The following is a 25,708-nucleotide window of genomic DNA, read 5'->3' as shown; positions in this document are numbered from 1 at the left end:
AGCCTGCTCGAATTGGTCAGCGGCCTGCTGCTGCTGATTCTCGGCGCCGAAATCCTGGTGCGCGCCGCCGTGCGCCTGGCGGCCAGCCTCAAGGTGCGGCCGCTGATCATCGGCTTGAGCATCGTTGCCTTCGGCAGCAGCGCGCCGCAAATGACCGTCAGCCTGCAAGCCACCCTGGCCGGCAATACCGATATCGCCGTGGGCAGCGTGATCGGCAGCAGCATATTCAACATCCTCGTCACCCTGGGCCTGTCTGCGCTGATCATCCCGCTGCGGGTGTCGCGACAACTGGTGCGCCTGGACATCCCGGTGATGATTTGCGCCGCGCTGCTGGTGTTTACCCTGTCGGCCAATGAAACGTTGACGCCCGTTGACGGGCTGGTACTCCTCGCAGCGCTGGTGGCCTACCTGGGTGTGCTGCATTACCAGACCCGCCATTCCCGGCGCCCGCGCACGCTGGACACCGTGGCCAGAGCGCCGTGGTTGAGCAGCGTGTTGCTGATGCTCGGCGGGCTGCTGATTCTGGTGCTGGCCGGGCATTTGCTGCTGGGCGCGGCGGTGGACGTGGCGAGTGATCTGGGCCTGTCGGAGCGCATCGTCGGCCTGACCTTGATCGGCGTCGGCACTTCGTTGCCGTGCCTGGCCACTTCGCTGATTGCCGCCGTGCGCGGCGAGCGCGAGATTGCCGTGGGCAATGTGATCGGCAGCAGCCTGTTCAACCTGCTCGGTGTGCTGGGGTTTACCGCGTTGGTAGCGCCGTCACCGCTGTCGGTATCGCCCAACGCCCTCGATTTCGACTTGCCGGTAATGCTCGGCGTGGTGGCGCTGTGCCTGCCGGTGTTCTACACCGGTTACCGAGTCACCCGCGCCGAAGGCCTGGTCTTTCTGGGCCTGTACCTGGTGTACGCATTGCATGTGGTCTCGTTCACGTTCGGCATGCCCTTGGCTACCCGTCTTGAAAAACTGATGCTGTATTACGTCCTGCCGGCGCTGGTGGCGTTTCTGGTACTCAGCACGCTGCGAGCCTGGCGCCGCCAACACAAGAGGGAAGCGCAATGACCGATCAGAGAAAGCCCGGGGTTGAGATGCGTCGCCAGGTGATGGGCGACGTGTTCGTCGATCGCGCCCTGGGCAACGCCACCGAGTTCACCCAGCCACTGCAGGATTTTGTCAACGAACATGCCTGGGGCAGCGTGTGGAATCGCGAAGGCTTGCCCTTAAAGACCCGCAGCCTGATCACCCTCGCGGCCCTGACCGCACTCAAGTGCCCACAGGAACTCAAGGGCCACGTGCGCGGCGCACTGAACAATGGCTGCACGGTGGAAGAGATTCGCGAAGCGCTGCTGCATTGCGCGGTGTACGCGGGTGTGCCGGCGGCGATTGATGCGTTTCGGGCGGCGCAGGAAGTGATTGAGGCGTATCAGGCAGACCAGTAGTGACTGTTAGATCGCAATCGCAGGCAAGCCAGCTCCCACATTTGAACTGTGAATACATTCAAAATGTGGGAGCTGGCTTGCCTGCGATTGGCCCTCAAGCACACCACAAACCCTAGATCCACCCACCCGCCTGCAACACAAAAATTCCGATATTGGTGGTCACCGCCGCCATCAACGTGGTGATCACAATAATCGCCGCCGCCAACTCGTGGTTGCCCTCAGCCGCCCTGGCCATGACAAAACTCGCCGCCGCCGTCGGCGCGCCGAAATACAGAAACAAAATCCCCAATTCCGGCCCACGAAAGCCCAGCAGCCACGCGCCCAACGTCGCGAATAGCGGCAGGCCGATCATCTTCACCAGGCTGGCACTCAAGGCCATGCTCCCGCTTTTGCGCAAGGCCGCCAACGACAAGGTGCCGCCGATGCAGATCAGCGCCAGCGGCAAGGTCATGTCCGCCAGATACTGCCCGGACGACTCCAGCCACCCCGGCAAGCCGATCTTGAAGATCGCGAACGGCGCGGCGACGATCACACTGATGATCAGCGGGTTGGCTATCACGCTTTTGAAAATGCTCCACGGGTCGGACTTGATCACCGGGCTGTACACCGCCAGCACAATGGTCGACAGCGTGTTGTAGAACAGGATCACCAGCGCCGCGAGAATCGCGCCAAGGGAGATGCCGTAGTCGCCGTACATGCTGGCCGCCAGCGCCAGGCCGATCACGCCGTTATTGCCGCGAAACGCGCCCTGGGCATAAATGCCACGGTCTTCACGCGGGCAGCGAAAGATCGCCCAGCCCCAGGCCAGGGCAAAGCTCAGCAGCGTGGCAACGGCAAAGTAGATCAACAAACCGGGTTTGAGCGCCGAATGCAGGTCGGCGTGGAGGATGCCGAGAAACAGCAGCGCCGGCATGGTGACGTTGAACACCAGCGACGATGCAACGTGGATGAAGTTGTCGTTGATCCAGTTGATGCGCTTGAGCAGCACCCCCAAAAACAGCATGGCAAACACCGGCGCGGTGATGGTCAGGGTGGTGAGGAAGATAGCCAGCATGCCGGGGAGAACCTTGGTGGGTGTCGTCAGGTGGCTAATGATAAGCCATGCAGCCCGGTTCGTCTGGGCAACCCCGAGCAAATGTGGGAGCTGGCTTGCCTGCGATGGCGCAGTGTCAGTCGATGCATTCGTTACTGATACACCGCCATCGCAGGCAAGCCAGCTACCACAGAGTCCGTGCTGGTCTCAGGTGATGGGCGCGGGGTTGAACAGGGTGATGTCGTTATGCAGCTTATGCCGCTGCGCCCACGTCTGTTTCTTGCCGCTGGCCACATCCAGGTAGAAGTGGAACAGCTCCCAGCCCAGCTCCTCGATGGTCGCACGCCCGGTGGCGATACGCCCGGCGTCGATATCGATCAAGTCCGGCCAGCGCTGCGCCAGTTCCGTGCGCGTTGAGACCTTCACCACCGGCGCCATCGCCAGCCCGTAAGGCGTGCCACGCCCGGTGGTGAACACATGCAGGTTCATCCCGGCCGCCAGTTGCAAGGTGCCACAGACAAAGTCGCTGGCCGGCGTGGCGCAAAAGATCAGGCCCTTGCCCTTGAACCGCTCACCCGGGCCAAGCACGCCATTGATCGCGCTGCTGCCGGATTTGACGATGGAGCCCAGGGACTTCTCGACAATGTTCGACAACCCGCCCTTCTTGTTACCCGGCGTGGTGTTGGCGCTGCGATCCGCCTCACCCTTGGCCAGGTAACGGTCGTACCAGTCCATTTCCCTGACAAGTTCCTGGGCAACTTCCTTGCTCTCGGCGCGCGACGTCAGCAGGTAGATGGCGTCGCGCACTTCGGTGACTTCGGAAAACATCACCGTCGCCCCGGCTCGCAACAGCAAATCCGAGGCATAACCCAACGCCGGGTTGGCGGTGATGCCGGAAAACGCATCACTGCCGCCGCATTGCATGCCCAGGATCAGCTCGGACGCCGGCACGGTTTCCCGGCGACGCTGGTCGAGTTTCTTCAAGCGGGTTTCGGCCAGTGCCATGATCTGCTCGATCATTTCGGTAAACCCGTGGCTGGAGTCCTGCAAGCGGTACAGCCAAGGCTCACTGAGGTCGACAGAACTGTCGTTGTCGTGCATCACCTGCCCGGCCTGCAGCTTTTCGCAGCCCAGGCTGATCACCAGCGCTTCGCCGCCCAGGTTCGGGTTGCGTGCCAGGTTGCGCACGGTGCGGATCGGGATGTAGGCATCGGTCGCGGTGATGGCCACGCCACAGCCATAGCTGTGGGTCAGCGCCACCACGTCGTCAACGTGCGGGTACTTGGGCAGCAACTCGTCCTTGATGCGCTTGACCGCATGGTCCAGCACACCAGTGACGCATTGCACCGTGGTGGTGATGCCGAGGATATTGCGCGTGCCCACGGTGCCGTCGGCGTTGCGGTAGCCCTCAAACGTGAAGCCTTCCAACGGCGCCTGCGTTGCTGGCACCTCGGTCGACAGCGGCAAGCTGTCCAGCGGCGGCGCAGTCGGCATGCGCAATTGGTCTTCCTGTACCCAACTGCCACGCGGAATCGGCGCCAGCGCATAGCCGATGGTCTGGCCGTAGCGAATAATCTCACCGCCTTCGGGGATATCTTCCAGGGTCACCTTGTGGCTCTGTGGAATGAAATCCACGGTGACCAGGCCGTCCGGAAACTCGGTGCCGGCCGGCACGCCCTGGTCGTTCACCACGATCACCACATTGTCGCGCGCGTGCAAACGAATCGAGCGCGGCGAGTCGGCATGTTCAATCAACTGCATTACATCGCCCCTCAGGAGTGTGCTTGGGTAAGGTTAGTCAGTTCCGGCCCTTTGCTTGGCGGCTCTTTGAGCACCACGCGCTTGATCGGGCCGACGATCACCAAGTAGCTGAACACCGCCAACAGCGCGTTGGCGCCGACGAACACCAACGCCCACTTGAACGAGCCGGTGGTGGCGATGATGTAACCAATCACGATCGGCGTGCTGATGGACGCCAGGTTGCCAAACATATTGAACAAGCCGCCACTGAGCCCGGCGATTTGTTTCGGCGAGGTGTCGGACACCACCGCCCAACCCAGTGCGCCAACGCCTTTGCCGAAGAAGGCCAAAGCCATGAAGCCCACCACCATCCATTCAACGTCAACGTAGTTACACGCGATGATGCTGCTGGAGACCAACAAGCCGGCAATGATCGGCGCCTTGCGCGCGAACGTCAGCGAATGGCCTTTGCGCAGCAGGTAGTCGGAAATCACGCCGCCGAGTACGCCACCGATAAAGCCGCAGATGGCTGGCAACGAGGCAATGAACCCCGCCTTGAGAATGGTCATGCCACGCTCCTGCACCAGATACACCGGGAACCAGGTCAGGAAGAAATAGGTGATGCCATTGATGCAGTACTGGCCCAGGTACACGCCGAGCATCATGCGGTTGGTGAGCAGTTGGCGGATGTAATCCCACTTCGGCCCGTCGGTTTTCTGGCCTTTGGTTTTGTCCTGGTCCATGTCGACCATCGCACCGTTGGCCGCGATGTGGTTGAACTCGGCTTCGTTGATCATCGGATGCTGGCGCGGGCTGTGGATAAGTTTCAGCCAGATCAGCGAGAACAGGATGCCGATGCCGCCCATCACGATAAACACGTGCTGCCAGCCGAAGCTGTAGACGATCCAGCCCATCAGCGGTGCAAACAGTACCGTAGCGAAGTACTGCGCCGAGTTGAAAATCGCCGAAGCAGTGCCGCGTTCGGCCGTAGGAAACCACGCCGCCACAATACGGGCGTTTCCGGGAAACGAAGGCGCCTCAGCCAGGCCCACCAAAAAGCGCAGCATAAACAGCGCAACAATCGCGGTGGAAACCCCGAACTCACCCACATAGCCTTGCAGCACGGTGAACAGCGACCAGGTGAAGATGCTCAGCGCGTAGATTTTTTTTGAACCGAACCGGTCCAGCAGCCAGCCACCGGGGATTTGCCCGGCCACGTAGGCCCAACCGAATGCAGAGAAGATATAACCGAGGGTGACCGCGTCGATGCCGAGGTCTTTTTGCAGGCTGGAGCCGGCGATGGCGATAGTGGCTCGGTCGGCGTAGTTGATCGTGGTCACCAGGAACAGCATGAGCAGGATCAAATAGCGGACGTGAGTCGGCTTGGTCGCTTGCATGAAGATGTACTCCCACTAATTATTTTTTTTGCGGGTAATGGTCTTGTTGTATGCGGGACCGGCTTTGTGTGGGAGCTGGCTTGCCTGCGATACAGGCACCGCGGTGTGTCAGGTACACCGCAGTGATGCTATCGCAGGCAAGCCAGCTCCCACACAAGCAGGGCTCGCAGGTATTACGAACCGATGTAGCTGGTTTTCACCACTGTGTAGAACTCTTGCGCATAGCGACCTTGCTCACGCGAACCATAGGATGAACCCTTACGCCCACCGAACGGCACGTGGTAGTCCACACCGGCGGTCGGCAGGTTGACCATCACCATCCCGGCCTGGGAGTGGCGCTTGAAGTGGTTGGCGTACTTGAGCGAGGTGGTGGCGATGCCCGCCGACAGGCCGAACTCGGTGTCATTGGCCATGGCCAGCGCCGCCTCGTAATCCGCAACACGCACCACATTGGCCACCGGGCCGAAGATCTCCTCACGGCTGATACGCATGGCGGCTTCGCTGTCGGCAAACAGCGTCGGCGCCAGGTAGTAACCTTCGGTGTCACAGGTCACCAGGCCGCCACCGCTGACCAGCCGCGCGCCTTCGCTTTGGCCGATGTCGATGTACTTCATGTCCTGGTCCAACTGGGCCTGGGAGACCACCGGGCCAATGTCTGTGCCGCTTTTGAGCGCGTGGCCGACTTTGATCGACTTCATGCGCTCGGCCATGGCCGCGACGAACTGGTCGTGGATACCGGCGGTGACGATCAAGCGGCTGGAGGCCGTGCAACGCTGGCCGGTGGAGTAGAACGCGCTCTGTACCGACAGCTCGACGGCCTGTTTAAGGTCGGCGTCATCGAGGATGATCTGCGGGTTTTTACCGCCCATCTCCAACTGTACTTTGGCCTGGCGCGACACGCAGCTGACCGCGATCTGACGCCCGACGCCAACCGAACCGGTAAAACTGATGCCGTCGACTTTCGGGCTGTTGACCAACACATCGCCGACCACACGGCCGCTGCCCATCACCAGGTTGAACACACCGGCCGGGAAACCGGCGCGGGAGATGATTTCGGCCAAGGCCCAGGCGCAACCCGGCACCAGTTCAGCCGGTTTGATCACTACGCAGTTGCCGTAGGCCAGGGCCGGAGCGATTTTCCACGCAGGGATGGCAATCGGGAAGTTCCACGGCGTGATCAGGCCGACCACACCGAGGGCTTCGCGAGTGACTTCCACATTCACGCCTGGGCGCACCGATGGCACGTAATCGCCAGACAAGCGCAGGCATTCGCCCGCGAAGAATTTGAAGATGTTACCGGCGCGGGTCACTTCGCCGATGGCTTCGGGCAGGGTCTTGCCCTCTTCCCGAGCCAGCAAGGTGCCAAGTTCTTCGCGGCGGGCGAGAATTTCGCTGCCGACTTTATCCAGTGCATCGTGGCGTGCCTGGATGCCGGACGTCGACCAGGCCGGGAACGCGGCGCGGGCGGCATCGATGGCGGCGTTGACTTGGGCTACATCGGCCTTGGCGTATTCGCCAATGACATCGGACAACTCCGACGGATTGATGTTATTGCAGTAGTCGGCACCGGCCACCCACTCGCCATTGATGTAGTTTTCAAAACGTTTGGCTTGGGACACAAATCTTCTCCTGACGCAAAAGGCCGCTGATTACTCAGCGGCCTTGTTGATAAGTTACTGCGGACCTTGCTTGTCGATCAGCGCGGCCAGGGCTTCGTATTCTTCCGGCAGCAGGTCGGTCAGCGGCGTGCGCACCGGGCCTGCGTCGTAACCAGCAATTTTGGCGCCCGCCTTGACGATGCTCACCGCGTAACCGGCTTTACGGTTGCGGATATCGAGGTAAGGCAGGAAGAAGTTGTCGATGATTTTGGCAACAGTGGCGTGATCGTCCTGGGCAATCGCGTGGTAGAAGTCCATCGCGGTTTTCGGGATGAAGTTGAACACCGCCGAGGAGTACACCGGCACGCCCAGGGCCTTGTAGGCAGCGGCGTAAACCTCGGCAGTCGGCAGGCCGCCGAGGTAGCTGAAACGGTCGCCGAGACGGCGGCGAATCGACACCATCAGCTCAATATCACCCAGGCCATCTTTATAGCCGATCAGGTTCGGGCAGCGCTCGGCCAGGCGTTCGAGCAAGGGTGCAGTCAGGCGGCAAACATTGCGGTTGTAGACCACTACGCCGATTTTGACCGACTTGCACACGGCCTCAACGTGGGCGGCGACGCCGTCCTGGCTGGCTTCGGTCAGGTAGTGCGGCAACAGCAGCAAGCCTTTGGCGCCAAGACGCTCGGCTTCCTGCGCATATTCGATGGCCTGACGGGTCGAACCGCCGACACCGGCCAGGATCGGCACGCTGGTGGCGCAGGTATCAACGGCGGTCTTCACCACTTGGGAATATTCGCTGGCGGCCAGGGAGAAAAACTCACCGGTGCCGCCGGCGGCGAACAAGGCGGTGGCGCCATAAGGGGCCAGCCATTCCAGACGCTTGATGTAGCCCGCCTGGTGGAAGTCACCCTGGGCATTGAAATCGGTTACCGGAAAAGACAGCAGACCGTGGGAGAGGATGGACTTCAGTTCTTGTGGATTCATTATTCGAACACCCTGGATGAAGACTTTCTGTCGAAAGGTTGTTGTTGGTTTTGATGATGTCGTACGTCATCGTACAACTATAAAATGATTCGTCAACTGCAATTCATCGGGCTTCATCCGCAGGCACGTGTTTAAACGCAGCTTCTTGACGTAGGAAATTATTCCTCTATGCTCTGAATGACTGTATGCATATACAGTTATTACGGAAGATTCCTACGACATAGCAAGGAGCTAACATGTCAGGTCTTGAACTCGCAGCACCCGAAAAAACACCGCCCACCCTACGTTTTGAAGGCGGTGAACACACTGCCATCGGCGATGACACGCTGCTGCGTTTCGTCAAGGACGCCCCGGCGATTCCTGCGCGGCAAGTCGAACTGCACCTGCCCAACGGCCTGGCGCTGACCTACGGCCAAGTGATTGCCCTGGGCGGTGATTTCTATGGCATTCCCGGCCAGGCCATCAGCGATGGCGCCTCCCCGGCCGACCGTGTGCAACGTTTTACCGCCGCTTTCAACACACTGGCGGTGCTACCGGCCTCGCGTGAAGAAGCCGGGAAAATCCTCGCAGTCATGCAAAAGGAGATCAACGCGGTCAACCAGGCCATCCGCGACGGCAAACAACCCCATGAAGCCTATGACGCGCTGGGTGATACGTTGTCCGAAGAATGGAACCGCATTACCGGCGGCGGCAGTGCGGTTTCGCCGCTGATTCCACTGGGGCGTTACTTGAAGCTGGCAGCAGACAACGCCGACCACTTTGGCGAATGGGCGCTGTCGGCGTACCTGGCCGGCCATACGGCGGCACTGCAACAGGCGGTCATCGCGCACCAGACTGGCACCGACCAGGCGCTGGAACTGGCGTATGCAATGAACAGCTTTGCCGATCACTTTTTGACCGATCTGTTTTCTGCCGGCCACCTGCGCGTGCCGCGCAAGCAATTGGCGGCGGTGGTCACGCCAGGAGAGTTGGGCTCACTGATCAGCCGCTTCATGCACGACGAAGACAGCAAGTTCGGGCTCAAGGTACGCAATGCCAAGGGTGATCAATGGCACGCCTATGGGGACAAGCGCTACTTCGATGCGATCGACGCGGACAATCGGGCCATGGTTAAACGTGCAGTGCAGGCCTCGGCCGATGAGATCTTCGAGACCTTTATCAGCGGTGTCGCGCCCTCCCCGGCCAGCTTCAAGGCACCGCTGTATGTGCCGGACCTGAATGCTGCGCAGAACCCGGCGAACAACTTTTCGCCGCTGTTCAAGATGGAGGGTGACAAGGTGCTGCGCCGCAAGGACGTGAATGACCTGAACGACAAGCACTGGACCAATGATTGGTGGGGCTGGAGCACTTACCTGCTGCTCAAGGACTACAAGCCCAACCAGCCGGCCTGACACTGATCGTACCAACCGACCTGCCACTGATCATTCCCACGCTCTGCGTGGGAATACATCCTGTGACGCTCTGCGTCACCTTGCACGGGGCTTGAGATACTCGCGCACATCGGGACGCGGAGCGTCCAGGGCGGCATTCCCACGCAGAGCGTGGGAACGATCAACTCCAGGCCAAGGAGATCAAAATGTGGGAGCTGGCTTGCCTGCGATAGCGGTGCGTGCACACAGTATCAGTTGCCTGAAACTCAGCCATCGCAGGCAAGCCAGCTCCCACACTAGAGCGTGTTTGGCGGTTAACCGCGCTGCGCCTCTGCCTCTTCATGGGCATGGCGCAGCCGTTCACGGCTGTTGGTCAAATGCAGGCGCATGGCCGCGCGGGCCGCATCCGAATCCTGGCGGGCACGCGGAATGATTGTTCCCACGCTCTGCGTGGGAATACATCCTGTGACGCTCTGCGTCACCTTGCACGGGGCTTGAGATACTCGCGCACATCGGGGACGCGGAGCGTCCAGGGCGGCATTCCCACGCAGAGCGTGGGAACGATCAACTCCAGGCCAAGGAGATCAAAATGTGGGAGCTGGCTTGCCTGCGATAGCGGTGCGTGCACACAGTATCAGTTGCCTGACACTCAGCCATCGCAGGCAAGCCAGCTCCCACACTAGAGCGTGTTTGGCGGTTAACCGCGCTGCGCCTCTGCCTCTTCATGGGCATGGCGCAGCCGCTCACGGCTGTTGGTCAAATGCAGGCGCATGGCCGCGCGGGCCGCATCCGAATCCTGGCGGGCAATCGCCTCATAAATCTCTTCGTGTTCGCGGCCCAGGCGGCCCATGTAGTGCTGCTGGTCATCATGGGCCAGGCGCGCCGAATTCAGCCGGGTACGCGGAATGATGCTGGTGCCCAGGTGGGTCATGATGTCGGTGAAGTAGCGGTTGCCGGTGGACAGCGCAATTTCCAGATGGAACGCAAAGTCTGACGCCACCGCATCCCCTGCGTGGGCCGCGCTTTCATTCAACGCATCAAGGGCCGCGCGCATGGCTGCCAGCTGTTCGTCACTGCGGCGCAACGCGGCAAGGCCAGCCGATTCCACTTCCAGGCTGATACGCAACTCAAGAATCGCCAGCACATCCCGCAGTGTCACCACCGTGGCCGGGTCGATCCGGAAACCGCTCGGGCTTGGCGTGTCCAACACAAAGGTGCCGATACCGTGGCGGGTTTCCACCTGCCCCGCCGCCTGCAAACGTGAGATAGCCTCACGCACCACCGTGCGGCTGACCCCATGGCCTTCCATGATGGCCGACTCGGTGGGCAACTTGTCGCCACGCTTGAGCTGGCCGTCGCGGATCTGCTCGGACAACACCGTGACCAATTCCTGGGCAAGGCTGCGGCGCTTGCGGGGAAGACGAGGGGCGATGTTGGCGTTTTCCATGACGAATGATCTTTCTCGGCGAACTTGAGTCCGCATCATAGCCCATGGCGGTTGTACGATCACCGTTCTGTCACGACTTTCATCCATATCCTTTGCGCAAAAAAATGCCCCGGCACAGGCCGAGGCATTTTTAGACTTCACCCAAGGGTGAACGCCGCTTACTTCACCACTTTCAGGCTTGGCCGACCGCTTGGACGCGGCGGCTCGGAGTCTGGTGGCGGTACATCATCACCGTCCTCGCCTTCGATCGTTTCGTCGTCCTCGAAAGGCGATTCCAGATCAAACACCATGCCCTGGCCATTTTCCCGGGCATAGATCCCGAGGATGGCACCAATCGGCACGAACAGCGTATGCGGCACGCCGCCAAAACGCCCTTCGAAGCTGACGGCTTCATTGTCCATGTGCAAGTGACGCACTGCACTCGGTGATACGTTCAGCACGATCTGCCCGTCACTGGCAAAACCCTGCGGCACGTCAACCTTGGGAAATTCAGAGTTGACCAGCATGTGCGGGGTGCAATCGTTGTCCACAATCCACTCATAGAGCGCGCGGACCAAATAGGGTCGACTGGAGTTCATCAGCGGCTCCTTAAGCCTTAGCGCATGTCGCGTTCGACACCAGACAGACTCGCCTGGAAAGCCTCACGCGCAAACTGGCGCTCCATGTAATCAAGCAACGGCTTGGCCGGCCGTGGCAGTTCAATGCCCAGGATCGGCAAGCGCCAGAGTATGGGTAATAGGCAGCAATCCACCAAGCTTTGTTCCTCACTGAGGAAAAAAGGCTTGTCGGCGAACAGCGGCGAAACGCCGGTCAGGCTCTCGCGCAATTCCTTGCGCGCTTGCACACGAACGGCTTCTTTACTGCGCGTATCCAGGATCACATCCACCAGCCCGCACCAGTCACGCTGGATCCGATGGATCAGCAGGCGGCTGTTGGCACGCGCCACCGGATACACCGGCAGCAAAGGCGGATGCGGGTAACGCTCATCCAGGTATTCCATCACCACGGTTGACTCCCACAACGCCAGGTCACGATCGACCAGGGTGGGCAAGCTGCCGTAAGGGTTCACTTCGATCAGTTTCGGCGGATGACGACCTGCCTCCACACTGATGATCTCGGCGCTGACACCCTTCTCTGCGAGCACGATGCGTACTCGGTGGGAATAGTGGTCGGCGGGGTCGGAGTAACAGGCCAACCGATTGGTCACGCCCATGGCGGTCCTCCTCGCTTGTTGAAATTATGGAAAGCTCAAAAACGAGCGCGCCCAGAGAGCATCCCTGTAGTGCCTGGTTCAACCAGACCGCTACGTATTCAGAGATGCCGCTGGGCGCGCAAGATTAACAGCAATTGCTTACGGTTGGATCAATGCACATCCTTCCAGTATTCGCGTTTAAGCAGATAAGCGAATACGAAGAAGAAGGCCAGGTACAGCAACACATACGTACCGATGCGCTGATGCTGCAATTTGACCGGGTTGGCCGAGTAGGCCAGGAAGGTCACCAGATTCTTGACCTTCTCGTCGAACTGCTCTTCGTTCAGCGTACCGGTCTTGGGCACGATGGTCAGTTGATCGCACGCTTCGTGTGTCAAAGGCGTGCCGGTCAACGGATCATATTGCTTCTTGCCGTCTTCAACGACCTGAACCTGCTTGCATCCTACCACTTGGCGACCCTGCAGGCCGACCAGAACGTTAGGCATACCGACGTTCGGGAAGACTTTGTTGTTCACGCCGTAAGGGCGCGCCGGGTCTTCGTAGAAGGATTTGAGGTAGCCATAGAGCCAATCGGTGCCGCGCACGCGCGCCACCAGGGTCAGGTCGGGCGGCGCAGCGCCGAACCAGGCCTTGGCATCCGCAGGCTGCATGCCGATGTTCATGTGGTCGCCGATCTTGGCGCCGGTGAACACGGCGTGGCTGAGCATCACGTCATGGGGAATGCCCAGGTCATCGGCGACACGCTCGTAACGCTGGAACTTGGCGCTGTGGCAGCCCATGCAGTAGTTGGTGAACGTACGCAGGCCATCTTGCATGGCGGCCTTGTCGGACGCGTCGATATCGACTTTTTCCAGCTCCGCGCCGTGCTCGGCAGCGAAGGACAGTAGCGGCAGCGCCGCAAGGATCAAAGCAACGAATAACTTTTTCATCAGCCAGTCACCCTTTCCGGAACCGGTTTGGTCTTCTCGAGCCGGGTGTAGAACGGCATCAGAATGAAGTAGGCGAAGTACAGGAAGGTGCAGACCTGCGACAGCAGCGTGCGCTCAGGGGTCGGCGCCAATACGCCCAACACGCCCAGGATCACGAATGCAATGCAGAACACCCACAGCCAGATCTTGCTCAGCCAGCCTTTGTAGCGCATCGACTTGACCGGGCTGCGGTCGAGCCATGGCAGTACGAACAGCAGCGCAATCGACGCGCCCATGGCCATTACGCCCATGAGCTTGTCGGGGATCGCCCGCAAGATCGCGTAGAACGGCGTGAAGTACCAGACCGGTGCAATGTGCTCAGGCGTCTTGAAGGCGTTGGCCTGTTCGAAGTTAGGCTTCTCCAAGAAATAACCACCCATCTCCGGGAAAAAGAACACGATCGAGCAGAAGATGAACAGGAAGACCACCACACCGACAATGTCTTTGACGGTGTAATACGGATGGAACGGAATGCCATCCAGCGGAATGCCGTTTTCATCTTTATGCTTTTTGATGTCCACGCCATCGGGGTTGTTCGAACCCACTTCGTGCAGCGCCAGGATGTGCAGCACCACCAGGCCCAGAATCACGATAGGCAATGCAACGACATGCAACGCAAAGAAGCGGTTCAGGGTAATGCCGGAGATCAGGTAGTCACCGCGAATCCACTGGGTCAGGTCGTTGCCGATCACCGGGATCGCACCAAACAGCGAGATGATCACCTGGGCGCCCCAGTACGACATCTGGCCCCACGGCAGCAGGTAACCCATGAAGGCCTCGGCCATCAGCGCCAGGTAGATCAGCATGCCGAAGACCCACACCAGTTCGCGTGGCTTCTGGTACGAGCCGTAGAGCAGGCCGCGGAACATGTGCATATACACGACGATGAAGAACGCCGATGCGCCGGTGGAGTGCAGCAGGCGCAGGATCGAGCCGTACTCGACGTCACGCATGATGTACTCGACGGAGGCGAACGCCTCTTCCGCCGACGGCGTGTAGCTCATCGTCAGCCACACACCGGTGACGATCTGGTTGACCAGCACCAGCAAGGCCAGCGAGCCGAAGAAGTAGAAGAAGTTGAAGTTTTTTGGCGCGTAATATTTGCTGAGATGGTCTTCCCACATTTTAGTGGCGGGGAAGCGCGCATCCACCCAATCCATGAACTTGCTCATCAGGCTTTCTCCCCCTCGTCGACGCCAATGACAATGACACTGTCAGTCTCGTAGTGATGTGGCGGCACTGGCAGGTTCAGTGGTGCGGGTTGTGACTTGTAGACGCGACCGGCGAGGTCGTAATGGGAGCCGTGGCAAGGGCAGAAGTAGCCACCGACCCAATCCTTGCCAAGGTCGGCAGGAGCAACTTCCGGGCGGAAGGTAGGCGAGCAACCCAAGTGGGTGCAGATACCGATCAGCAGCAGGATCTCTGGCTTGATCGAACGAATTTCCTTATCGACGTAGGTGGGCTGGTCGGACTTTTCGGATGTCGGGTCAGACAGCTGACCTTCGATTTTCTTCAGATTCCCCAGGATCTCCTCAGTACGACGAACAATGAAAACCGGCTGACCGCGCCACTCAGCAATCATCTGCTGGCCTGGGTCGATCTTGCTGACATTCACCTTCACCGGTGCACCTGCGGCTTTCGCCTTGGCACTGGGAAACCATGACCCCACGAACGGGACCGCAGCCCCCACCGCTCCTGCAGCACCCACCACGGATGTGGCTGCTACCAAGAAGCGACGCCGGCCTGCATTCACGCCGTCATTGCTCATTCAGTCCTCTCCCATCAGCTTTTTGGCCTGTTAAATCAGGCGTCTACTAAGTGTTGAATCTTTACTTATAAAAATTTTGTCGGATGGTAATGAAAAGCCCCACGTATGACAAGGGAATTGCCCTGGGCTCAGCCTCCAGGCCTTGTAGTATAGGGCGTCTACGGATGTGGCAAGTTGTCACGGCGAAATTTATGCATAAATCGCAGGCAATAAAAAACGCCCAGCTCCGTGAGGAGTTGGGCGTTTTTGTGGAACGTAAAGCGAATTAACGCTTCGAGTACTGCGGACGCTTACGCGCTTTACGCAGACCGACTTTCTTACGTTCAACTTCACGAGCATCGCGAGTTACGAAGCCAGCTTTGCGCAGAGCGCCACGCAGGGTTTCGTCGTACTGCATCAGAGCGCGAGTGATACCGTGGCGGATTGCGCCAGCTTGACCACTTACACCGCCACCGATAACGGTGACGTAGATGTCGAACTTTTCAACAGTCTCGGTCAGTTCCAGCGGCTGACGAACTACCATGCGGGCAGTTTCGCGACCGAAGAAGTTTTCCAGAGTGCGGTTGTTGATCGAGATGTTACCAGTACCCGGACGCAGGAAAACGCGAGCGGTAGCGGTTTTGCGACGGCCAGTGCCGTAATTTTGAGTCGCCGACATAATGAACTATTCCGTTAAAACTTCAGTTCTTGGGGCTGCTGAGCAGCATGAGGGTGTACAGCGCCCGCATAGACTTTCAGCTTGCGAAACATATCGCGACCCAGTGGGCCCTTAGGCAGCATACCTTTGACCGCGATTTCGATCGGGGCTTCAGGCTTCTTGGAGATCAGGCCTTCGAAGTTCGAAGACTTGATACCGCCTGGGAAACCGGAGTGACGGTAGTACATTTTGTCTTGCGCTTTGTTGCCGGTAACACGTACCTGCTCGGCGTTGATGATGACAATGTAGTCACCGGTGTCAACGTGAGGGGTGTACTCAGGCTTGTGCTTGCCACGCAGACGGCTGGCGACTTCAGTGGCCAGACGACCCAGGGTCTGACCAGCGGCGTCGACGACAAACCAGTCGCGCTGAACTGTTTCCGGTTTTGCAGTAAAAGTTGTCATTCTTTAATAGCCTCAGGGGCCGCCCTGTAAATTAGACGGCGGATCTTACTGAATAGTGCGTACTTTGACAAGTCAAAGGCAGCCGGATACAGACGCTATCGGGGGCTCGGGTCGGCGCGTCCGTTCAACGGCAAGATTCTTCGGCAGGCGGCGCATCACTTCCACTGCAGAAAGAGGTGGGCAATTATGCAGATTGCGAAAAAAAATTCAACCTGCTTTTATGATTGTTTTCCCCGAAGGAGTACCCGATGGATTATCGACAGCTGGGCCGCACCGATCTGAACGTAAGCGCGATCGCCTTGGGCACCATGACTTGGGGTGAGCAGAACAGCGAGGCAGAGGCCTTCGCACAGATCGAACGGGCCAAGGCCGCAGGGATCAACTTCCTCGACACCGCAGAAATGTACCCGGTGCCGCCCAAGGCCGACACCTATGCCACCACCGAGCGTTATATCGGTAATTACTTCAAGAGCCGCGGCGACCGTGCCGACTGGATCCTCGCCAGCAAGATCGCCGGCCCCGGCAATACCATCGACTACATCCGCGACGGCCACCTGCGCCACAACCGCAAGCACATCGTCGACGCCCTGGATGCCAGCCTCAAGCGCCTGCAAACCGACTGGATCGACCTCTACCAGTTGCACTGGCCGGAGCGCAGCACCAACTTCTTTGGCCAATTGAGCTACAAGCACAAGGACGAAGACGACCTGACCCCGCTGGAAGAAACCCTCGAAGCGCTGGACGAGCAGGTAAAAGCCGGCAAGATCCGCCACATCGGCCTGTCCAACGAAACCCCGTGGGGCACCATGAAGTTCCTGGCCCTGGCCGAAGCCCGTGGCTGGACCCGCGCCGTGTCGATCCAGAACCCCTACAACCTGCTCAACCGCAGCTTTGAAGTGGGTTTGGCGGAAGTGGCTATTCGCGAGCAATGCGGCTTGCTGGCCTATTCACCGCTGGCATTCGGCATGCTCAGCGGCAAATACGAAAATGGCGCACGCCCGGCCAAGGCGCGCCTCACCGAGTACAGCCGTTTCAGCCGCTACTTCAACCCGCAGTCGGAAGCCGCGTGCAGCCGTTATGTGGCCCTGGCGCGGGAACATGGCCTGGACCCGGCGCAGATGGCGCTGGCATTTGTGACGCAACAGCCGTTTGTGACCAGTAATATTATTGGGGCCACGAGCCTGGAGCAGCTGGACAGCAACATTGCCAGTGCTGATTTGAAGCTGTCCAAGGAAGTGCTGGAAGGGATTGAGGCGATTCAGAAGGATCATCCGAACCCAGCGCCTTGATTGAGCCGAAATGATCGTTCCCACGCTCTGCGTGGGAATGCCGCCCTGGACGCTCCGCGTCCGCGCTTGAAGGTATGACGCAGAGCGTCACCGGATGCATTCCCACGCAGAGCGTGGGAACGATCCGATGGGCGTCAAAGCGCCCGCGCAATAATCTCCTTCATGATCTCATTGGTCCCCGCATAAATGCGCTGCACCCGCGCATCCGCCCAAGCCCGCGCAATCGGGTATTCCCACATAAAGCCGTAGCCACCGTGCAACTGCACGCACTCGTCGAGCACCTTGCATTGCAGGTCCGTGGCCCAGTACTTGGCCATCGCGGCAGTGGGCACATCAAGCTTGCCTTCCAGGTGCAGCGCCATGCACTTGTCGACAAACACGCGACCGATCTGAATCTCGGTGGCCATCTCCGCCAGTTTGAATCGAGTGTTCTGAAAGTCGGCAATCGCCTTGCCGAACGCCTTGCGCTCGCGGGTGTAGTCCAGGGTCCACTGCAGCGCGGCTTCGGCGGATGACAGCGCGCCAATCGCTACCGTCAGGCGCTCCTGAGGCAGTTCTTGCATCAAGTAGGCGAAGCCCATGCCTGCCTGGCCCAGCAGGTTACCCTTGGGCACGCGCACGTCCTGAAAGAACAGTTCCGAGGTGTCCTGGGCCTTCATGCCGACCTTCTCCAGGCGCTTGCCCTTGTCGAAGCCCGGCGTATCGGCTTCCACCAGAAACAGGCTGGTGCCCTTGGCGCCGGCCTTGGGGTCGGTCTTGGCCACGACAATGACCAGCTCGGCGAGGTAGCCGTTGGTGATGAAGGTCTTGGAGCCGTTGATCACATACTCATCGCCGTCCAACACGGCGGTGGTCTTGACGCCCTGCAAGTCAGAGCCGGCGCCCGGTTCGGTCATCGCAATGGCCGTGACCATCTCGCCGGAGATCAATTTGGGCAGGTACTTTTGCTTCAGTGCCTCACTGCCGTAATGCAGGATGTACGGCGCGACGATGTCCGAATGCAGGGAAAAGCCAATGCCGGTAAGGCCCAGGCGGCTGATCTCTTCGATCACCACCGCGCTGTACAAAAAGTCCGCGCCCAGCCCGCCATATTCTTCCGGCAGATGGGAGCACAGCATCCCCGCCTCCCCCGCCTTGCTCCACAGGTTACGGTCGATGTAACCCTGCTTTTCCCACTGCCCATGGAACGGCGCGGCGTGTTTTTCGAGGAAGGTACGCACGCTCTCGCGGAAGAGTTCGTGCTCCGAGCTGAACAAGGTTCTGGGGATCATGGGTCACCTGCGTGGATTGTCGGACAAAGACCAGCCCACAGAGCCTATGCCGCGAAGGCGTCACAGGACACTGGACACATGCGACAAAAAATAAGACGATCCAGCCGTCTGGTGACCACTTTCCCCTATAAGAATAAATGAAATTATGTCTAACCAAATCTCCACGCCCTTGCGGCGCGTCAGCATTTTGGCCATTGATCGGGTATTCGCTTCCACCCTCATGCAAGCCAAGGATTTCTTCCACCTCGCCAGCCTGCGTTACGGCAAGCAGCAAGGCCTGGGCCTGACCCCGGCATTTGAAACGCGCCTGGTCAGCCCCGACGGGCAATCGGTACGCAGCTTCAGCGATGTGATCATGCCGGTGGACGGCGGCCTGGAAAACGCCGACATCATCGTGTTGCCGGCCTTCTGGGACGACTTCGACGCGCTGTGCACCCGTTACCCGCAAGTGCTGCCCTGGCTGCGCGAGCAACATGCGCGTGGCGCGGTGCTGTGCGGCGAAGCCACCGGGGTGTTCTGGCTGGCCGAAGCCGGGCTGCTCGATGGCAAGGAGGCGACCACTTACTGGCGCTTCTTCAACGCCTTCAGCGAGCGTTTCCCCAAGGTACAGCTCAACCAGGACAAGCACCTCACCGACGCCGACAACCTGTACTGCGCCGGTGGCACCACCTCGGCGTGCGACCTTTACATCTACCTGATCGAACGCTTCTGCGGCGCCAACATTGCCCAGGCCGTGGCCCGCGACATTCTTTACGAAGTGCAGCGCAGCTACGCGCCAGGGCGCATCGGTTTTGGCGGGCAGAAGCTGCACCAGGACGTGATCATCCTGCAGATCCAGCACTGGCTGGAAGAGCACTTTGCCGACAAGTTCCGCTTCGAAGACGTCGCCCGGGAACACGGCATGAGCATCCGCAACTTCATGCGCCGCTTCCAGACGGCCACCGGCGACAAGCCGCTGCATTACCTGCAAAGGCTGCGCATCGAGACGGCCAAAGGCCTGCTTTCAGGCAGCCGCAAGAGCATCAAGACCATCAGCTATGAAGTGGGATACGACGATGCGAGCTTCTTCGCGCGGCTGTTCAGGCAGCACACCGAGCTGTCGCCGAACCAGTATCGCCAGCAGTTCCAGCAAGCCGCCTGACCCAAAGTAAACACAAACCCATGTGGGAGCTGGCTTGCCTGCGATAGCGGTGGATCAGTGAGTACATTTGTTCCTGAACCACCGCCATCGCGGGCAAGCCCGGCTCCCACAGGTGATCTCCATTGCTCTGGACACCCCCATAAAAAAGGCCTGCATCACTGCAGGCCTTGGTCATTTCATGCACATCGCTTACGGCTTGTGCCCACGCGACAGGAACTCGTGGGATTGCATTTCCAGCAAGCGGCTCAGCGTGCGCTGGAATTCGAAGTTCAAGCGACCGCCCGTGTAGAGGTCCTTGAGCTCGACTTCGGCCGAGATGATCAGCTTGACGTTACGGTCGTAGAATTCGTCGACCATGTTGATGAACCGGCGCGCAATGTCGTCCGTGGTGACGCTCATTTGCTCCACACCGCTCAAGATCACCGCGTGGAAGATCTTGCCCAGCTCGATGTAGTCGTTCTGGCTACGCGGGCCGTCGCAGAGCTGGCGGAACTCGAACCAGGCCACGTCATCGCAGGTACGCAGGGCGATGATTTCGCGGTTCTCGATCATCAGCTTGTCGTTTTCCACCGCCTGGGTGCATTCCGGCGTCAGCGCGCGGAAGCTCTTTTTCAGGCTTTCATGCGCCGCTTCGTTCAGCGGGAAGTGGAACAGCTCGGCCTGCTCAAGGTGACGCAAACGGTAGTCGACACCGCTGTCGACGTTGACGATCTCGGTGTTCTGCTTGATCAGCGCGATGGCCGGCAGGAAACGTGCGCGTTGCAGGCCGTCCTTGTACAAGCCATCGGGAACGATGTTCGAGGTGGCGACCAGGGTCACGCCGTTCTTGAACAGCTCTTCCATCAAGGTGCCGAGGATCATGGCATCGGTAATGTCGGAGACGAAGAACTCATCGAAGCAGATCACCCTTGCCTCTTCGGAGAAGCGCTTGGCGATGATGGTCAGCGGGTTTTTCTCGCCCGGCAGGGTCTTCATCTCTTCGTGCACACGCTTCATGAAGCGGTGGAAGTGCGTACGGACCTTTTCCTTGAACGGCAGCGCTTCGAAGAAGGTGTCGACCAGATAAGTCTTGCCGCGGCCCACGCCACCCCAGAAATACAGGCCTTTGACCGGCGTGTGGTCTTTCTTGCCAAACAGCTTGCTGAACATCCCTGGCTTGTTGTGCGAGGCCGCGACCAGGTCGTCGTACAGGCGCTGCAAATGACGCACCGCATTTTCCTGGGCCGCGTCATGGAAGAATTCAGGGCGTTTCAGATCAGCTTGATATCGTTCTAGGGGCGTCATAATTTCGTTAGCAAGGCAACAAAAACGGGCCGTCACTGTAACGACGGCCCTGGATAATGGCAATCAACCCTTGGTCGGGTTAATCCTCGATGGGGGTCAACGCAACGCGCAAGGCGGCGATGGCAGCATCACGCGACGTTTCGTCGGCAAATTCAGCGCTGTCGGCCACGGCAGCACCGTCCAGCCATACGCTGAAGCCTGTGGCCTCATTGCGTACGTCCAGCGCGTCGCCGCTTTGCAGTTGCTTGGTCACTGCGCCCGCCGCCTTGCCGTCGGCAAAGTTGCGCGACAACAGCAATTGCTCGCCCTCGGCCGACAGCAGGCGGAAGCGGAAGCTGCCGTCGTCTTCACGGAAGCTCACGAAGCGCGCAGCCTTCGCGGCTTTCTTCTTGGCCACCACCGGCGCGGCGGCCTGGTTGACGAACGAGCGCAGGCCCACGGCTTCACGCAGCTCGGCAAGGAACGGCGCGGCCACGGCGCGGGCTTTCTTGGCGCCGATCAGCAGCAGGTCTTCCATGTCCGAGGGGCGCGACATCAACTGATGGTAACGCTCACGCGGCTCGCTCAGTTGGCTGTCGAGCAGTTGGAACAGGCGGCTCTTCGCCTCGCCCCAGCCCAGGCCTTGCAGCAGATCGGCGCGGAACTCTTGTTCCTGAGCCTTGCTGGCAAACGCCTGGAACAAGGTGAACAGATGCGAATTGTCCGGGTCCTTGGCTTCGCCGGGCGCACGCGAGTCGGTGACGATCCGCGAGATCGCGTCTTTCATGTCCTTGGCGCTGGTGAACAACGGGATGGTGTTGTCGTAGCTCTTGGACATCTTGCGGCCATCGAGGCCCGGCAAAGTGGCGACGCTTTCTTCGATCAACGCCTCAGGCATGGTGAAGAATTCTTTACCGTTGCCGAACAGGTGGTTGAAACGCTGGCCGATGTCGCGGGCCATTTCCACGTGCTGGATCTGGTCACGGCCGACCGGCACCTTGTGCGCGTTGAACATCAGGATGTCCGCCGCCATCAGCACCGGGTAGCTGTACAGGCCCATGCTGATGCCCGCGTCCGGGTCTTCGCCGGCTTCAACGTTCTTGTCCACCGAGGCCTTGTAGGCATGGGCGCGGTTGAGCAGGCCCTTGGCGGCAACACAGGTCAGCAGCCAGGTCAGTTCAGGGATTTCCGGGATGTCGGACTGGCGATAGAAGGTCACCCGGTTCACATCCAGGCCACCGGCGAGCCAGGTCGCGGCGATTTCCATGCGCGAGCGCTGGATGCGCTGCGGGTCATCGCACTTGATCAGGGCGTGGTAGTCGGCCAAGAAGTAAAAGGAATCGGCATTCGCGTCCTGGCTGGCGAGGATCGCAGGGCGGATCGCACCGGCGTAGTTGCCCAGGTGCGGCGTGCCGGTGGTAGTGATGCCGGTGAGAATACGGGTACGAGTCGTCATGGGTAATCGCTTATCAGACTGCTATCAATTCGAGAGGCGCGGCAGCACCAGATCCTTGAGGTCGGTGAGCTTGCCATGAAAAAAGTGTCCGCATTCTGCCACTTTCAGCAGCTCATGGGGGCGTTTCAGGGCGGCGGACCAGTCGTACACGGTCTGTGGGTCGACCACTTCGTCGGTTTCCGGCTGGATCAGGGTTAACGGGCAGCCTTGGGGCAGCACGTCGCTATCGCGCAGGCGCATCACGGCAGCGGCGACCATGAACAGGTGCGCGAGTTTTTCGCCCTTGGCTTCCAGGCGGCCGCCGAGACTGGCTGCAACATAACCGCCGAACGAAAACCCGAGCAGGGTGATCGGCAGGTCGGGGTGCTTTTCCCGCAGCCAGGTGGCCGCCGCTTCGGCATCGTCTACTTCACCGGTAGCCATGTCGTGAGTTCCGGCACTCGCGCCGACGCCACGGTAATTGAAACGTAAAGTAATCAAACCAGCATCGCGGGCAGTGCGTTGCAGGGTCGAAACGACTTTATTGAGCATGGTCCCGCCTTGCACCGGGTTAGGGTGGCAGATCAGCGCCAGGCCACGTGGCTCGGGGTGATCCAGGTACAAGGCTTCCAATTGGCCCACCGGGCCAGCGATCAAAACGGGGGTTTCACGCATGAGCAAGGAATGAACTCCGTGACCTCTCAAAGGGTCGACTCGTCTAGCTAAAAGTCTGTGCATGGCATCATTGCGAGCTTAATCGCGGTATACAGCGCAGGTTTGAGCCGTTAACGTAAAGCAAAGCCGTTTATAGAGGAAGGACTCGTGGAACACTCGCTCTTAGTTTGGTTGTTGCCGACTCTTGCCCTGGTTGCCGGTGTCGCCATTGGATTCCTGGTTGCCCGCCTGCTGCCGAATGCCGCGCCTAACCGCACGCAGCGTCAGCTGGATGACATTCAGGAACGTTTTGACAGTTATCAGAACGAGGTTGTTACCCACTTCAACAGCACCGCGACCCTGGTCAAGAAGCTCACCCAGAGCTACCAGGAAGTACAGGATCATCTCGCCGATGGCGCCAACCGCCTCGCCCTCGACGACATCACCCGCCAGCGCCTGCTGGCCGCGTTGCATTCCGATGCACCGCAAGCCCCACGGGAGCGCCTGACGCCACCGCGGGAAAACCAGGAGCCGCCACGGGACTACGCGCCAAAAACGCCGAACGCCCCAGGCATGCTGGATGAGCATTACGGTTTGAAGAAGTAAGTTTTTTCAAACACTAAAAAGCCCGGTTGATCGATGATCAGCCGGGCTTTTTTGTGGGCCTCAATCAAGCAGGCGACACCGGTCAACTGTGGGAGCTGGCTTGCCTGCGATAGCGGTGTATCAGCAAAGCTTCCATTGCCTACACACCGCCATCGCGGGCAAGCCCGACTCCCACATTGACCGCGTAAGACCTTAAGCCGGTTGTTGCTCCTGCAACAGCCCGCCTTCAATCCGCACATGCCGCCCATGAAAACGCTTGAGGCTGCTGCGATGGCCGACACTGACGATGCTCACGCCCGGCAGTTCATCGATCAGCGCTTGATACAGGTTCGCTTCATCCTCTTCATCCATCGCCGAGGTGGCTTCGTCCATGTACAGCCACTGCGGCGCGAACAATAAGGCACGCGCAAAGGCCAGACGTTGCTGCTCACCGGGCGAGAGCATGCGTTGCCAATGGTTGGCCTCATCCAGACGGCTGACCAGATGGGGCAAGCGGCAGGTTTCCAGGACCTGTGCATAACGTTCGGCCGGGTAGGTGCTGTCGTCTTGTGGATAACTCAACACGGCCTTCAGGCTGCCAATCGGCAAGTAAGGCTTTTGCGGCAGGAACAGATAACGCGCCGCCGGCAGGCAAATGCTGCCGTGGCCCGCCGGCCACAAGGCGCCCATGGCGCGCAGCAATGTACTTTTACCGCTACCGGAACGCCCACTGAGCATCACACGCTGGCCAGGCTCTACCGTCATGTCGGCGTCGGTGAGCAGGTGGCGGCCGTCGGCCAGGTCCATGCCCAGGTCTTTGACCACCAGTTGCTCGCCTTGCGGGCGCACATCGATGGCCGGAGCACGTTGTTCGTTGTGGCTCATGGCCTCATGGAAACTCAGCAGACGGTCACTGCTGGCACGCCAGCTGGCGAGGTCGGAGTAAGCGGTGATAAACCAGCTGAAGTTGCCCTGCACATTGCCGAACGCCGAGTTGATTTGCATCAGCTCGCCCAGTTCGATCTTGCCGGCGAAATAGCGCGGTGCCGCCACGATAAATGCAAAGACAACCGCGATCTGCTCATAGCCTGCGGTGAAGAATGTCAGGCGCTTGGACACCTTCATGATGTCCCAATAGTTGTGCCAGACCTTGCCGAACCGCGCACTCAAACGTTGATTCTCGTTTGACTCGCCATTGTACAAAGCAATGCTTTCGGCATTTTCCCGCACGCGCACCATGGAGAAACGCAAGTCTGCTTCGAACCGTTGCTGCTGGTTGCTAAGGCCGATCAAACGACGGCCGATCAGGTGCGTCAGCCAACTGCCGACGGCGGCATACAGCAATGCGCACCAGAACATGTAGCCGGGGATGGTGATACCGAAGACTTCGATGCTGCCCGACACGCCCCACAAGATAATCGAGAACGACACCAGACTGACCACATTGCGCAGCAGGCCCAAACCCAGAGCTAATGTGTTCAAGGTAAAGCTATTGAGGTCTTCGGAAATCCGCTGGTCCGGGTTATCGGTGTAGCCGCCCTGCTCCAACTGGTAGTAGTTCTTGTTGTTAAGCCAGCGTGCAAAGTGCTTTTCGGTGAGCCACGCGCGCCAGCGAATGGTCAACATCTGGGTCAGATAGAGGCGGTAGACCGCGCCGAGAATAGCCACTGCAGCGATGCCGCAGAAATAGATGATCTGTTGCCAGAAGGCCGCAGTGTCCTTTTTTTCCAGGGCGTTGTAGAAATCCTTGTACCAGTGGTTAAGCCACACGGAAATCGCCACGCTGAACAGCGTCAGACCAATCACCACAGCCAGCAACAACCAGGCCTTGCCCTTCTCTTCACTACGCCAATACGGTGTGATCATCGCCCAGGTTCGGCGCAAGAATTGCCCACGCACCGCGTCGTTGACCGCGGAATACTCAGCGTTCTGATTCATCGTTCAGGCTCTGTAAGAAAATGTGACAGGCGTTTGAACCGATCATAGACGATCGGTTCAGCGCGCTGTGCAGC

At 59.5% G+C, this 25,708-nt stretch carries 24 protein-coding genes and 1 pseudogene; 6 read left to right on the top strand and 19 right to left on the bottom strand.

Features of this window, described 5'->3' with window-relative positions:
- Window positions 1-12 precede the first annotated feature (12 nt).
- Together HBO41_RS15665 and HBO41_RS15660 are read left to right on the top strand one after the other, a co-directional pair.
- Window positions 13-1,059, top strand: a complete 1,047-nt coding sequence (locus HBO41_RS15665) for a calcium/sodium antiporter (protein WP_032865800.1) — start codon at window positions 13-15, stop codon at window positions 1,057-1,059.
- Window positions 1,056-1,436: a carboxymuconolactone decarboxylase family protein gene (locus tag HBO41_RS15660; protein WP_017138256.1), complete on the top strand. Its 381-nt coding sequence runs from the start codon at window positions 1,056-1,058 to the stop codon at window positions 1,434-1,436. Before HBO41_RS15665 ends, HBO41_RS15660 begins: the two co-directional genes overlap by 4 nt.
- Before the next feature lie 112 nt (window positions 1,437-1,548).
- On the opposite strand, the gene HBO41_RS15655 is transcribed toward HBO41_RS15660, so the two are convergent.
- The 5 genes from HBO41_RS15655 to kdgD form a co-directional block, all read right to left on the bottom strand.
- A complete protein-coding gene (locus tag HBO41_RS15655; RefSeq protein WP_017138257.1) occupies window positions 1,549-2,490 on the bottom strand; it encodes an AEC family transporter in 942 nt (313 codons plus the stop codon).
- A gap of 186 nt (window positions 2,491-2,676) precedes the next feature.
- Window positions 2,677-4,230, bottom strand: a complete 1,554-nt coding sequence (gene garD / locus HBO41_RS15650; RefSeq protein WP_017138258.1) for a galactarate dehydratase — start codon at window positions 4,228-4,230, stop codon at window positions 2,677-2,679.
- 11 nt (window positions 4,231-4,241) lie between these two features.
- Window positions 4,242-5,606 (bottom strand): MFS transporter, encoded by a 1,365-nt coding sequence (locus HBO41_RS15645; RefSeq protein ID WP_099548377.1) that lies wholly within the window; start codon window positions 5,604-5,606, stop codon window positions 4,242-4,244.
- A 173-nt stretch (window positions 5,607-5,779) separates the two neighbouring features.
- Window positions 5,780-7,225, bottom strand: a complete 1,446-nt coding sequence (locus tag HBO41_RS15640; protein WP_017138260.1) for an aldehyde dehydrogenase family protein — start codon at window positions 7,223-7,225, stop codon at window positions 5,780-5,782.
- Between the two features lie 54 nt (window positions 7,226-7,279).
- Entirely contained in the window at window positions 7,280-8,191 is a 912-nt protein-coding gene (kdgD, locus tag HBO41_RS15635; RefSeq protein ID WP_017138261.1) for a 5-dehydro-4-deoxyglucarate dehydratase, read from the bottom strand.
- A gap of 236 nt (window positions 8,192-8,427) precedes the next feature.
- On the opposite strand from kdgD, the gene HBO41_RS15630 reads away from it, so the two are divergent.
- A complete protein-coding gene (locus tag HBO41_RS15630; protein ID WP_169986883.1) occupies window positions 8,428-9,582 on the top strand; it encodes a phospholipase in 1,155 nt (384 codons plus the stop codon).
- Between the two features lie 293 nt (window positions 9,583-9,875).
- Here the strand turns inward: HBO41_RS15630 and HBO41_RS15625 are convergent.
- The 9 genes and pseudogenes from HBO41_RS15625 to rplM form a co-directional block, all read right to left on the bottom strand.
- Window positions 9,876-9,983: pseudogene (locus HBO41_RS15625) on the bottom strand (GntR family transcriptional regulator); the annotation flags it as partial.
- Window positions 9,984-10,258: 275 nt separating this feature from the next.
- Window positions 10,259-11,008 (bottom strand): FadR/GntR family transcriptional regulator, encoded by a 750-nt coding sequence (locus HBO41_RS15620; protein ID WP_169986880.1) that lies wholly within the window; start codon window positions 11,006-11,008, stop codon window positions 10,259-10,261.
- A gap of 158 nt (window positions 11,009-11,166) precedes the next feature.
- On the bottom strand, window positions 11,167-11,586 hold the full coding sequence (locus tag HBO41_RS15615) for a ClpXP protease specificity-enhancing factor (RefSeq protein WP_017138265.1): 420 nt from the start codon (window positions 11,584-11,586) through the stop codon (window positions 11,167-11,169).
- A gap of 17 nt (window positions 11,587-11,603) precedes the next feature.
- Window positions 11,604-12,221, bottom strand: a complete 618-nt coding sequence (locus HBO41_RS15610; RefSeq protein WP_017138266.1) for a glutathione S-transferase N-terminal domain-containing protein — start codon at window positions 12,219-12,221, stop codon at window positions 11,604-11,606.
- Window positions 12,222-12,370: 149 nt separating this feature from the next.
- On the bottom strand, window positions 12,371-13,150 hold the full coding sequence (locus HBO41_RS15605; protein WP_169986878.1) for a cytochrome c1: 780 nt from the start codon (window positions 13,148-13,150) through the stop codon (window positions 12,371-12,373).
- Window positions 13,150-14,361: a cytochrome bc complex cytochrome b subunit gene (locus HBO41_RS15600; protein ID WP_017138268.1), complete on the bottom strand. Its 1,212-nt coding sequence runs from the start codon at window positions 14,359-14,361 to the stop codon at window positions 13,150-13,152. The genes HBO41_RS15605 and HBO41_RS15600 overlap by 1 nt, the downstream gene beginning before the upstream one ends.
- Entirely contained in the window at window positions 14,361-14,957 is a 597-nt protein-coding gene (gene petA / locus HBO41_RS15595) for a ubiquinol-cytochrome c reductase iron-sulfur subunit (protein ID WP_099548371.1), read from the bottom strand. Before petA ends, HBO41_RS15600 begins: the two co-directional genes overlap by 1 nt.
- A 265-nt stretch (window positions 14,958-15,222) precedes the next feature.
- Entirely contained in the window at window positions 15,223-15,615 is a 393-nt protein-coding gene (gene rpsI / locus HBO41_RS15590) for a 30S ribosomal protein S9 (protein ID WP_003216038.1), read from the bottom strand.
- Window positions 15,616-15,629: 14 nt separating this feature from the next.
- Window positions 15,630-16,058: a 50S ribosomal protein L13 gene (gene rplM, locus HBO41_RS15585; RefSeq protein WP_003171742.1), complete on the bottom strand. Its 429-nt coding sequence runs from the start codon at window positions 16,056-16,058 to the stop codon at window positions 15,630-15,632.
- Window positions 16,059-16,306: 248 nt separating this feature from the next.
- Here rplM and HBO41_RS15580 point away from each other — a divergent pair, with 248 nt between their 5' ends.
- The gene (locus HBO41_RS15580; protein WP_017138269.1) at window positions 16,307-17,347 is read left to right on the top strand and encodes an NADP(H)-dependent aldo-keto reductase; all 1,041 of its coding nucleotides are present in this window, start codon (window positions 16,307-16,309) and stop codon (window positions 17,345-17,347) included.
- Window positions 17,348-17,481: 134 nt separating this feature from the next.
- Here HBO41_RS15580 and HBO41_RS15570 read toward each other — a convergent pair whose 3' ends face one another.
- Window positions 17,482-18,618, bottom strand: coding sequence for an acyl-CoA dehydrogenase family protein (locus HBO41_RS15570; protein ID WP_169986876.1), 1,137 nt, complete (start codon window positions 18,616-18,618; stop codon window positions 17,482-17,484).
- Between the two features lie 220 nt (window positions 18,619-18,838).
- Here HBO41_RS15570 and HBO41_RS15565 point away from each other — a divergent pair, with 220 nt between their 5' ends.
- The gene (locus HBO41_RS15565) at window positions 18,839-19,759 is read left to right on the top strand and encodes a GlxA family transcriptional regulator (RefSeq protein WP_169986983.1); all 921 of its coding nucleotides are present in this window, start codon (window positions 18,839-18,841) and stop codon (window positions 19,757-19,759) included.
- Between the two features lie 189 nt (window positions 19,760-19,948).
- Here HBO41_RS15565 and zapE read toward each other — a convergent pair whose 3' ends face one another.
- The 3 genes from zapE to HBO41_RS15550 form a co-directional block, all read right to left on the bottom strand.
- Window positions 19,949-21,043 (bottom strand): cell division protein ZapE, encoded by a 1,095-nt coding sequence (gene zapE, locus HBO41_RS15560; RefSeq protein WP_138451290.1) that lies wholly within the window; start codon window positions 21,041-21,043, stop codon window positions 19,949-19,951.
- A gap of 79 nt (window positions 21,044-21,122) precedes the next feature.
- Window positions 21,123-22,478, bottom strand: a complete 1,356-nt coding sequence (locus tag HBO41_RS15555) for a tryptophan--tRNA ligase (RefSeq protein ID WP_169986874.1) — start codon at window positions 22,476-22,478, stop codon at window positions 21,123-21,125.
- Between the two features lie 24 nt (window positions 22,479-22,502).
- A complete protein-coding gene (locus HBO41_RS15550; RefSeq protein WP_099548364.1) occupies window positions 22,503-23,132 on the bottom strand; it encodes an alpha/beta hydrolase in 630 nt (209 codons plus the stop codon).
- Window positions 23,133-23,279: 147 nt separating this feature from the next.
- On the opposite strand from HBO41_RS15550, the gene HBO41_RS15545 reads away from it, so the two are divergent.
- Entirely contained in the window at window positions 23,280-23,717 is a 438-nt protein-coding gene (locus HBO41_RS15545) for a YhcB family protein (protein WP_017138275.1), read from the top strand.
- A gap of 192 nt (window positions 23,718-23,909) precedes the next feature.
- Here the strand turns inward: HBO41_RS15545 and HBO41_RS15540 are convergent, their stop codons facing one another.
- Window positions 23,910-25,634, bottom strand: a complete 1,725-nt coding sequence (locus tag HBO41_RS15540; protein WP_169986872.1) for an ABC transporter ATP-binding protein/permease — start codon at window positions 25,632-25,634, stop codon at window positions 23,910-23,912.
- Between the last annotated feature and the right edge of the window lie 74 nt (window positions 25,635-25,708).

The sequence above is a fragment of the Pseudomonas sp. WS 5146 genome (assembly GCF_012985495.1).
Classification (GTDB): domain Bacteria; phylum Pseudomonadota; class Gammaproteobacteria; order Pseudomonadales; family Pseudomonadaceae; genus Aquipseudomonas; species Aquipseudomonas edaphica.
Note: the sequence above shows the minus strand (reverse complement) of the source record. Positions and strands in the feature narration are given on the sequence as shown.

Bases quoted from the DNA above. Each gene is read 5' to 3' on its own strand.
- HBO41_RS15550 (WP_099548364.1), bottom strand. From the start codon at position 23,132: ATGCGTGAAACCCCCGTTTTGATCGCTGGCCCGGTGGGCCAATTGGAA.
- HBO41_RS15660 (WP_017138256.1), top strand. From the start codon at position 1,056: ATGACCGATCAGAGAAAGCCCGGGGTTGAGATGCGTCGCCAGGTGATG.
- rpsI (WP_003216038.1), bottom strand. From the start codon at position 15,615: ATGTCGGCGACTCAAAATTACGGCACTGGCCGTCGCAAAACCGCTACC.
- garD (WP_017138258.1), bottom strand. From the start codon at position 4,230: ATGCAGTTGATTGAACATGCCGACTCGCCGCGCTCGATTCGTTTGCAC.
- HBO41_RS15540 (WP_169986872.1), bottom strand. From the start codon at position 25,634: ATGAATCAGAACGCTGAGTATTCCGCGGTCAACGACGCGGTGCGTGGG.
- rplM (WP_003171742.1), bottom strand. From the start codon at position 16,058: ATGACAACTTTTACTGCAAAACCGGAAACAGTTCAGCGCGACTGGTTT.
- HBO41_RS15565 (WP_169986983.1), top strand. From the start codon at position 18,839: ATGCAAGCCAAGGATTTCTTCCACCTCGCCAGCCTGCGTTACGGCAAG.
- HBO41_RS15580 (WP_017138269.1), top strand. From the start codon at position 16,307: ATGGATTATCGACAGCTGGGCCGCACCGATCTGAACGTAAGCGCGATC.
- HBO41_RS15655 (WP_017138257.1), bottom strand. From the start codon at position 2,490: ATGCTGGCTATCTTCCTCACCACCCTGACCATCACCGCGCCGGTGTTT.
- HBO41_RS15630 (WP_169986883.1), top strand. From the start codon at position 8,428: ATGTCAGGTCTTGAACTCGCAGCACCCGAAAAAACACCGCCCACCCTA.
- HBO41_RS15610 (WP_017138266.1), bottom strand. From the start codon at position 12,221: ATGGGCGTGACCAATCGGTTGGCCTGTTACTCCGACCCCGCCGACCAC.
- HBO41_RS15645 (WP_099548377.1), bottom strand. From the start codon at position 5,606: ATGCAAGCGACCAAGCCGACTCACGTCCGCTATTTGATCCTGCTCATG.
- HBO41_RS15600 (WP_017138268.1), bottom strand. From the start codon at position 14,361: ATGAGCAAGTTCATGGATTGGGTGGATGCGCGCTTCCCCGCCACTAAA.
- HBO41_RS15570 (WP_169986876.1), bottom strand. From the start codon at position 18,618: ATGATCCCCAGAACCTTGTTCAGCTCGGAGCACGAACTCTTCCGCGAG.
- zapE (WP_138451290.1), bottom strand. From the start codon at position 21,043: ATGACGCCCCTAGAACGATATCAAGCTGATCTGAAACGCCCTGAATTC.
- kdgD (WP_017138261.1), bottom strand. From the start codon at position 8,191: ATGAATCCACAAGAACTGAAGTCCATCCTCTCCCACGGTCTGCTGTCT.
- HBO41_RS15615 (WP_017138265.1), bottom strand. From the start codon at position 11,586: ATGAACTCCAGTCGACCCTATTTGGTCCGCGCGCTCTATGAGTGGATT.
- HBO41_RS15555 (WP_169986874.1), bottom strand. From the start codon at position 22,478: ATGACGACTCGTACCCGTATTCTCACCGGCATCACTACCACCGGCACG.
- HBO41_RS15620 (WP_169986880.1), bottom strand. From the start codon at position 11,008: ATGGAAAACGCCAACATCGCCCCTCGTCTTCCCCGCAAGCGCCGCAGC.
- HBO41_RS15605 (WP_169986878.1), bottom strand. From the start codon at position 13,150: ATGAAAAAGTTATTCGTTGCTTTGATCCTTGCGGCGCTGCCGCTACTG.
- petA (WP_099548371.1), bottom strand. From the start codon at position 14,957: ATGAGCAATGACGGCGTGAATGCAGGCCGGCGTCGCTTCTTGGTAGCA.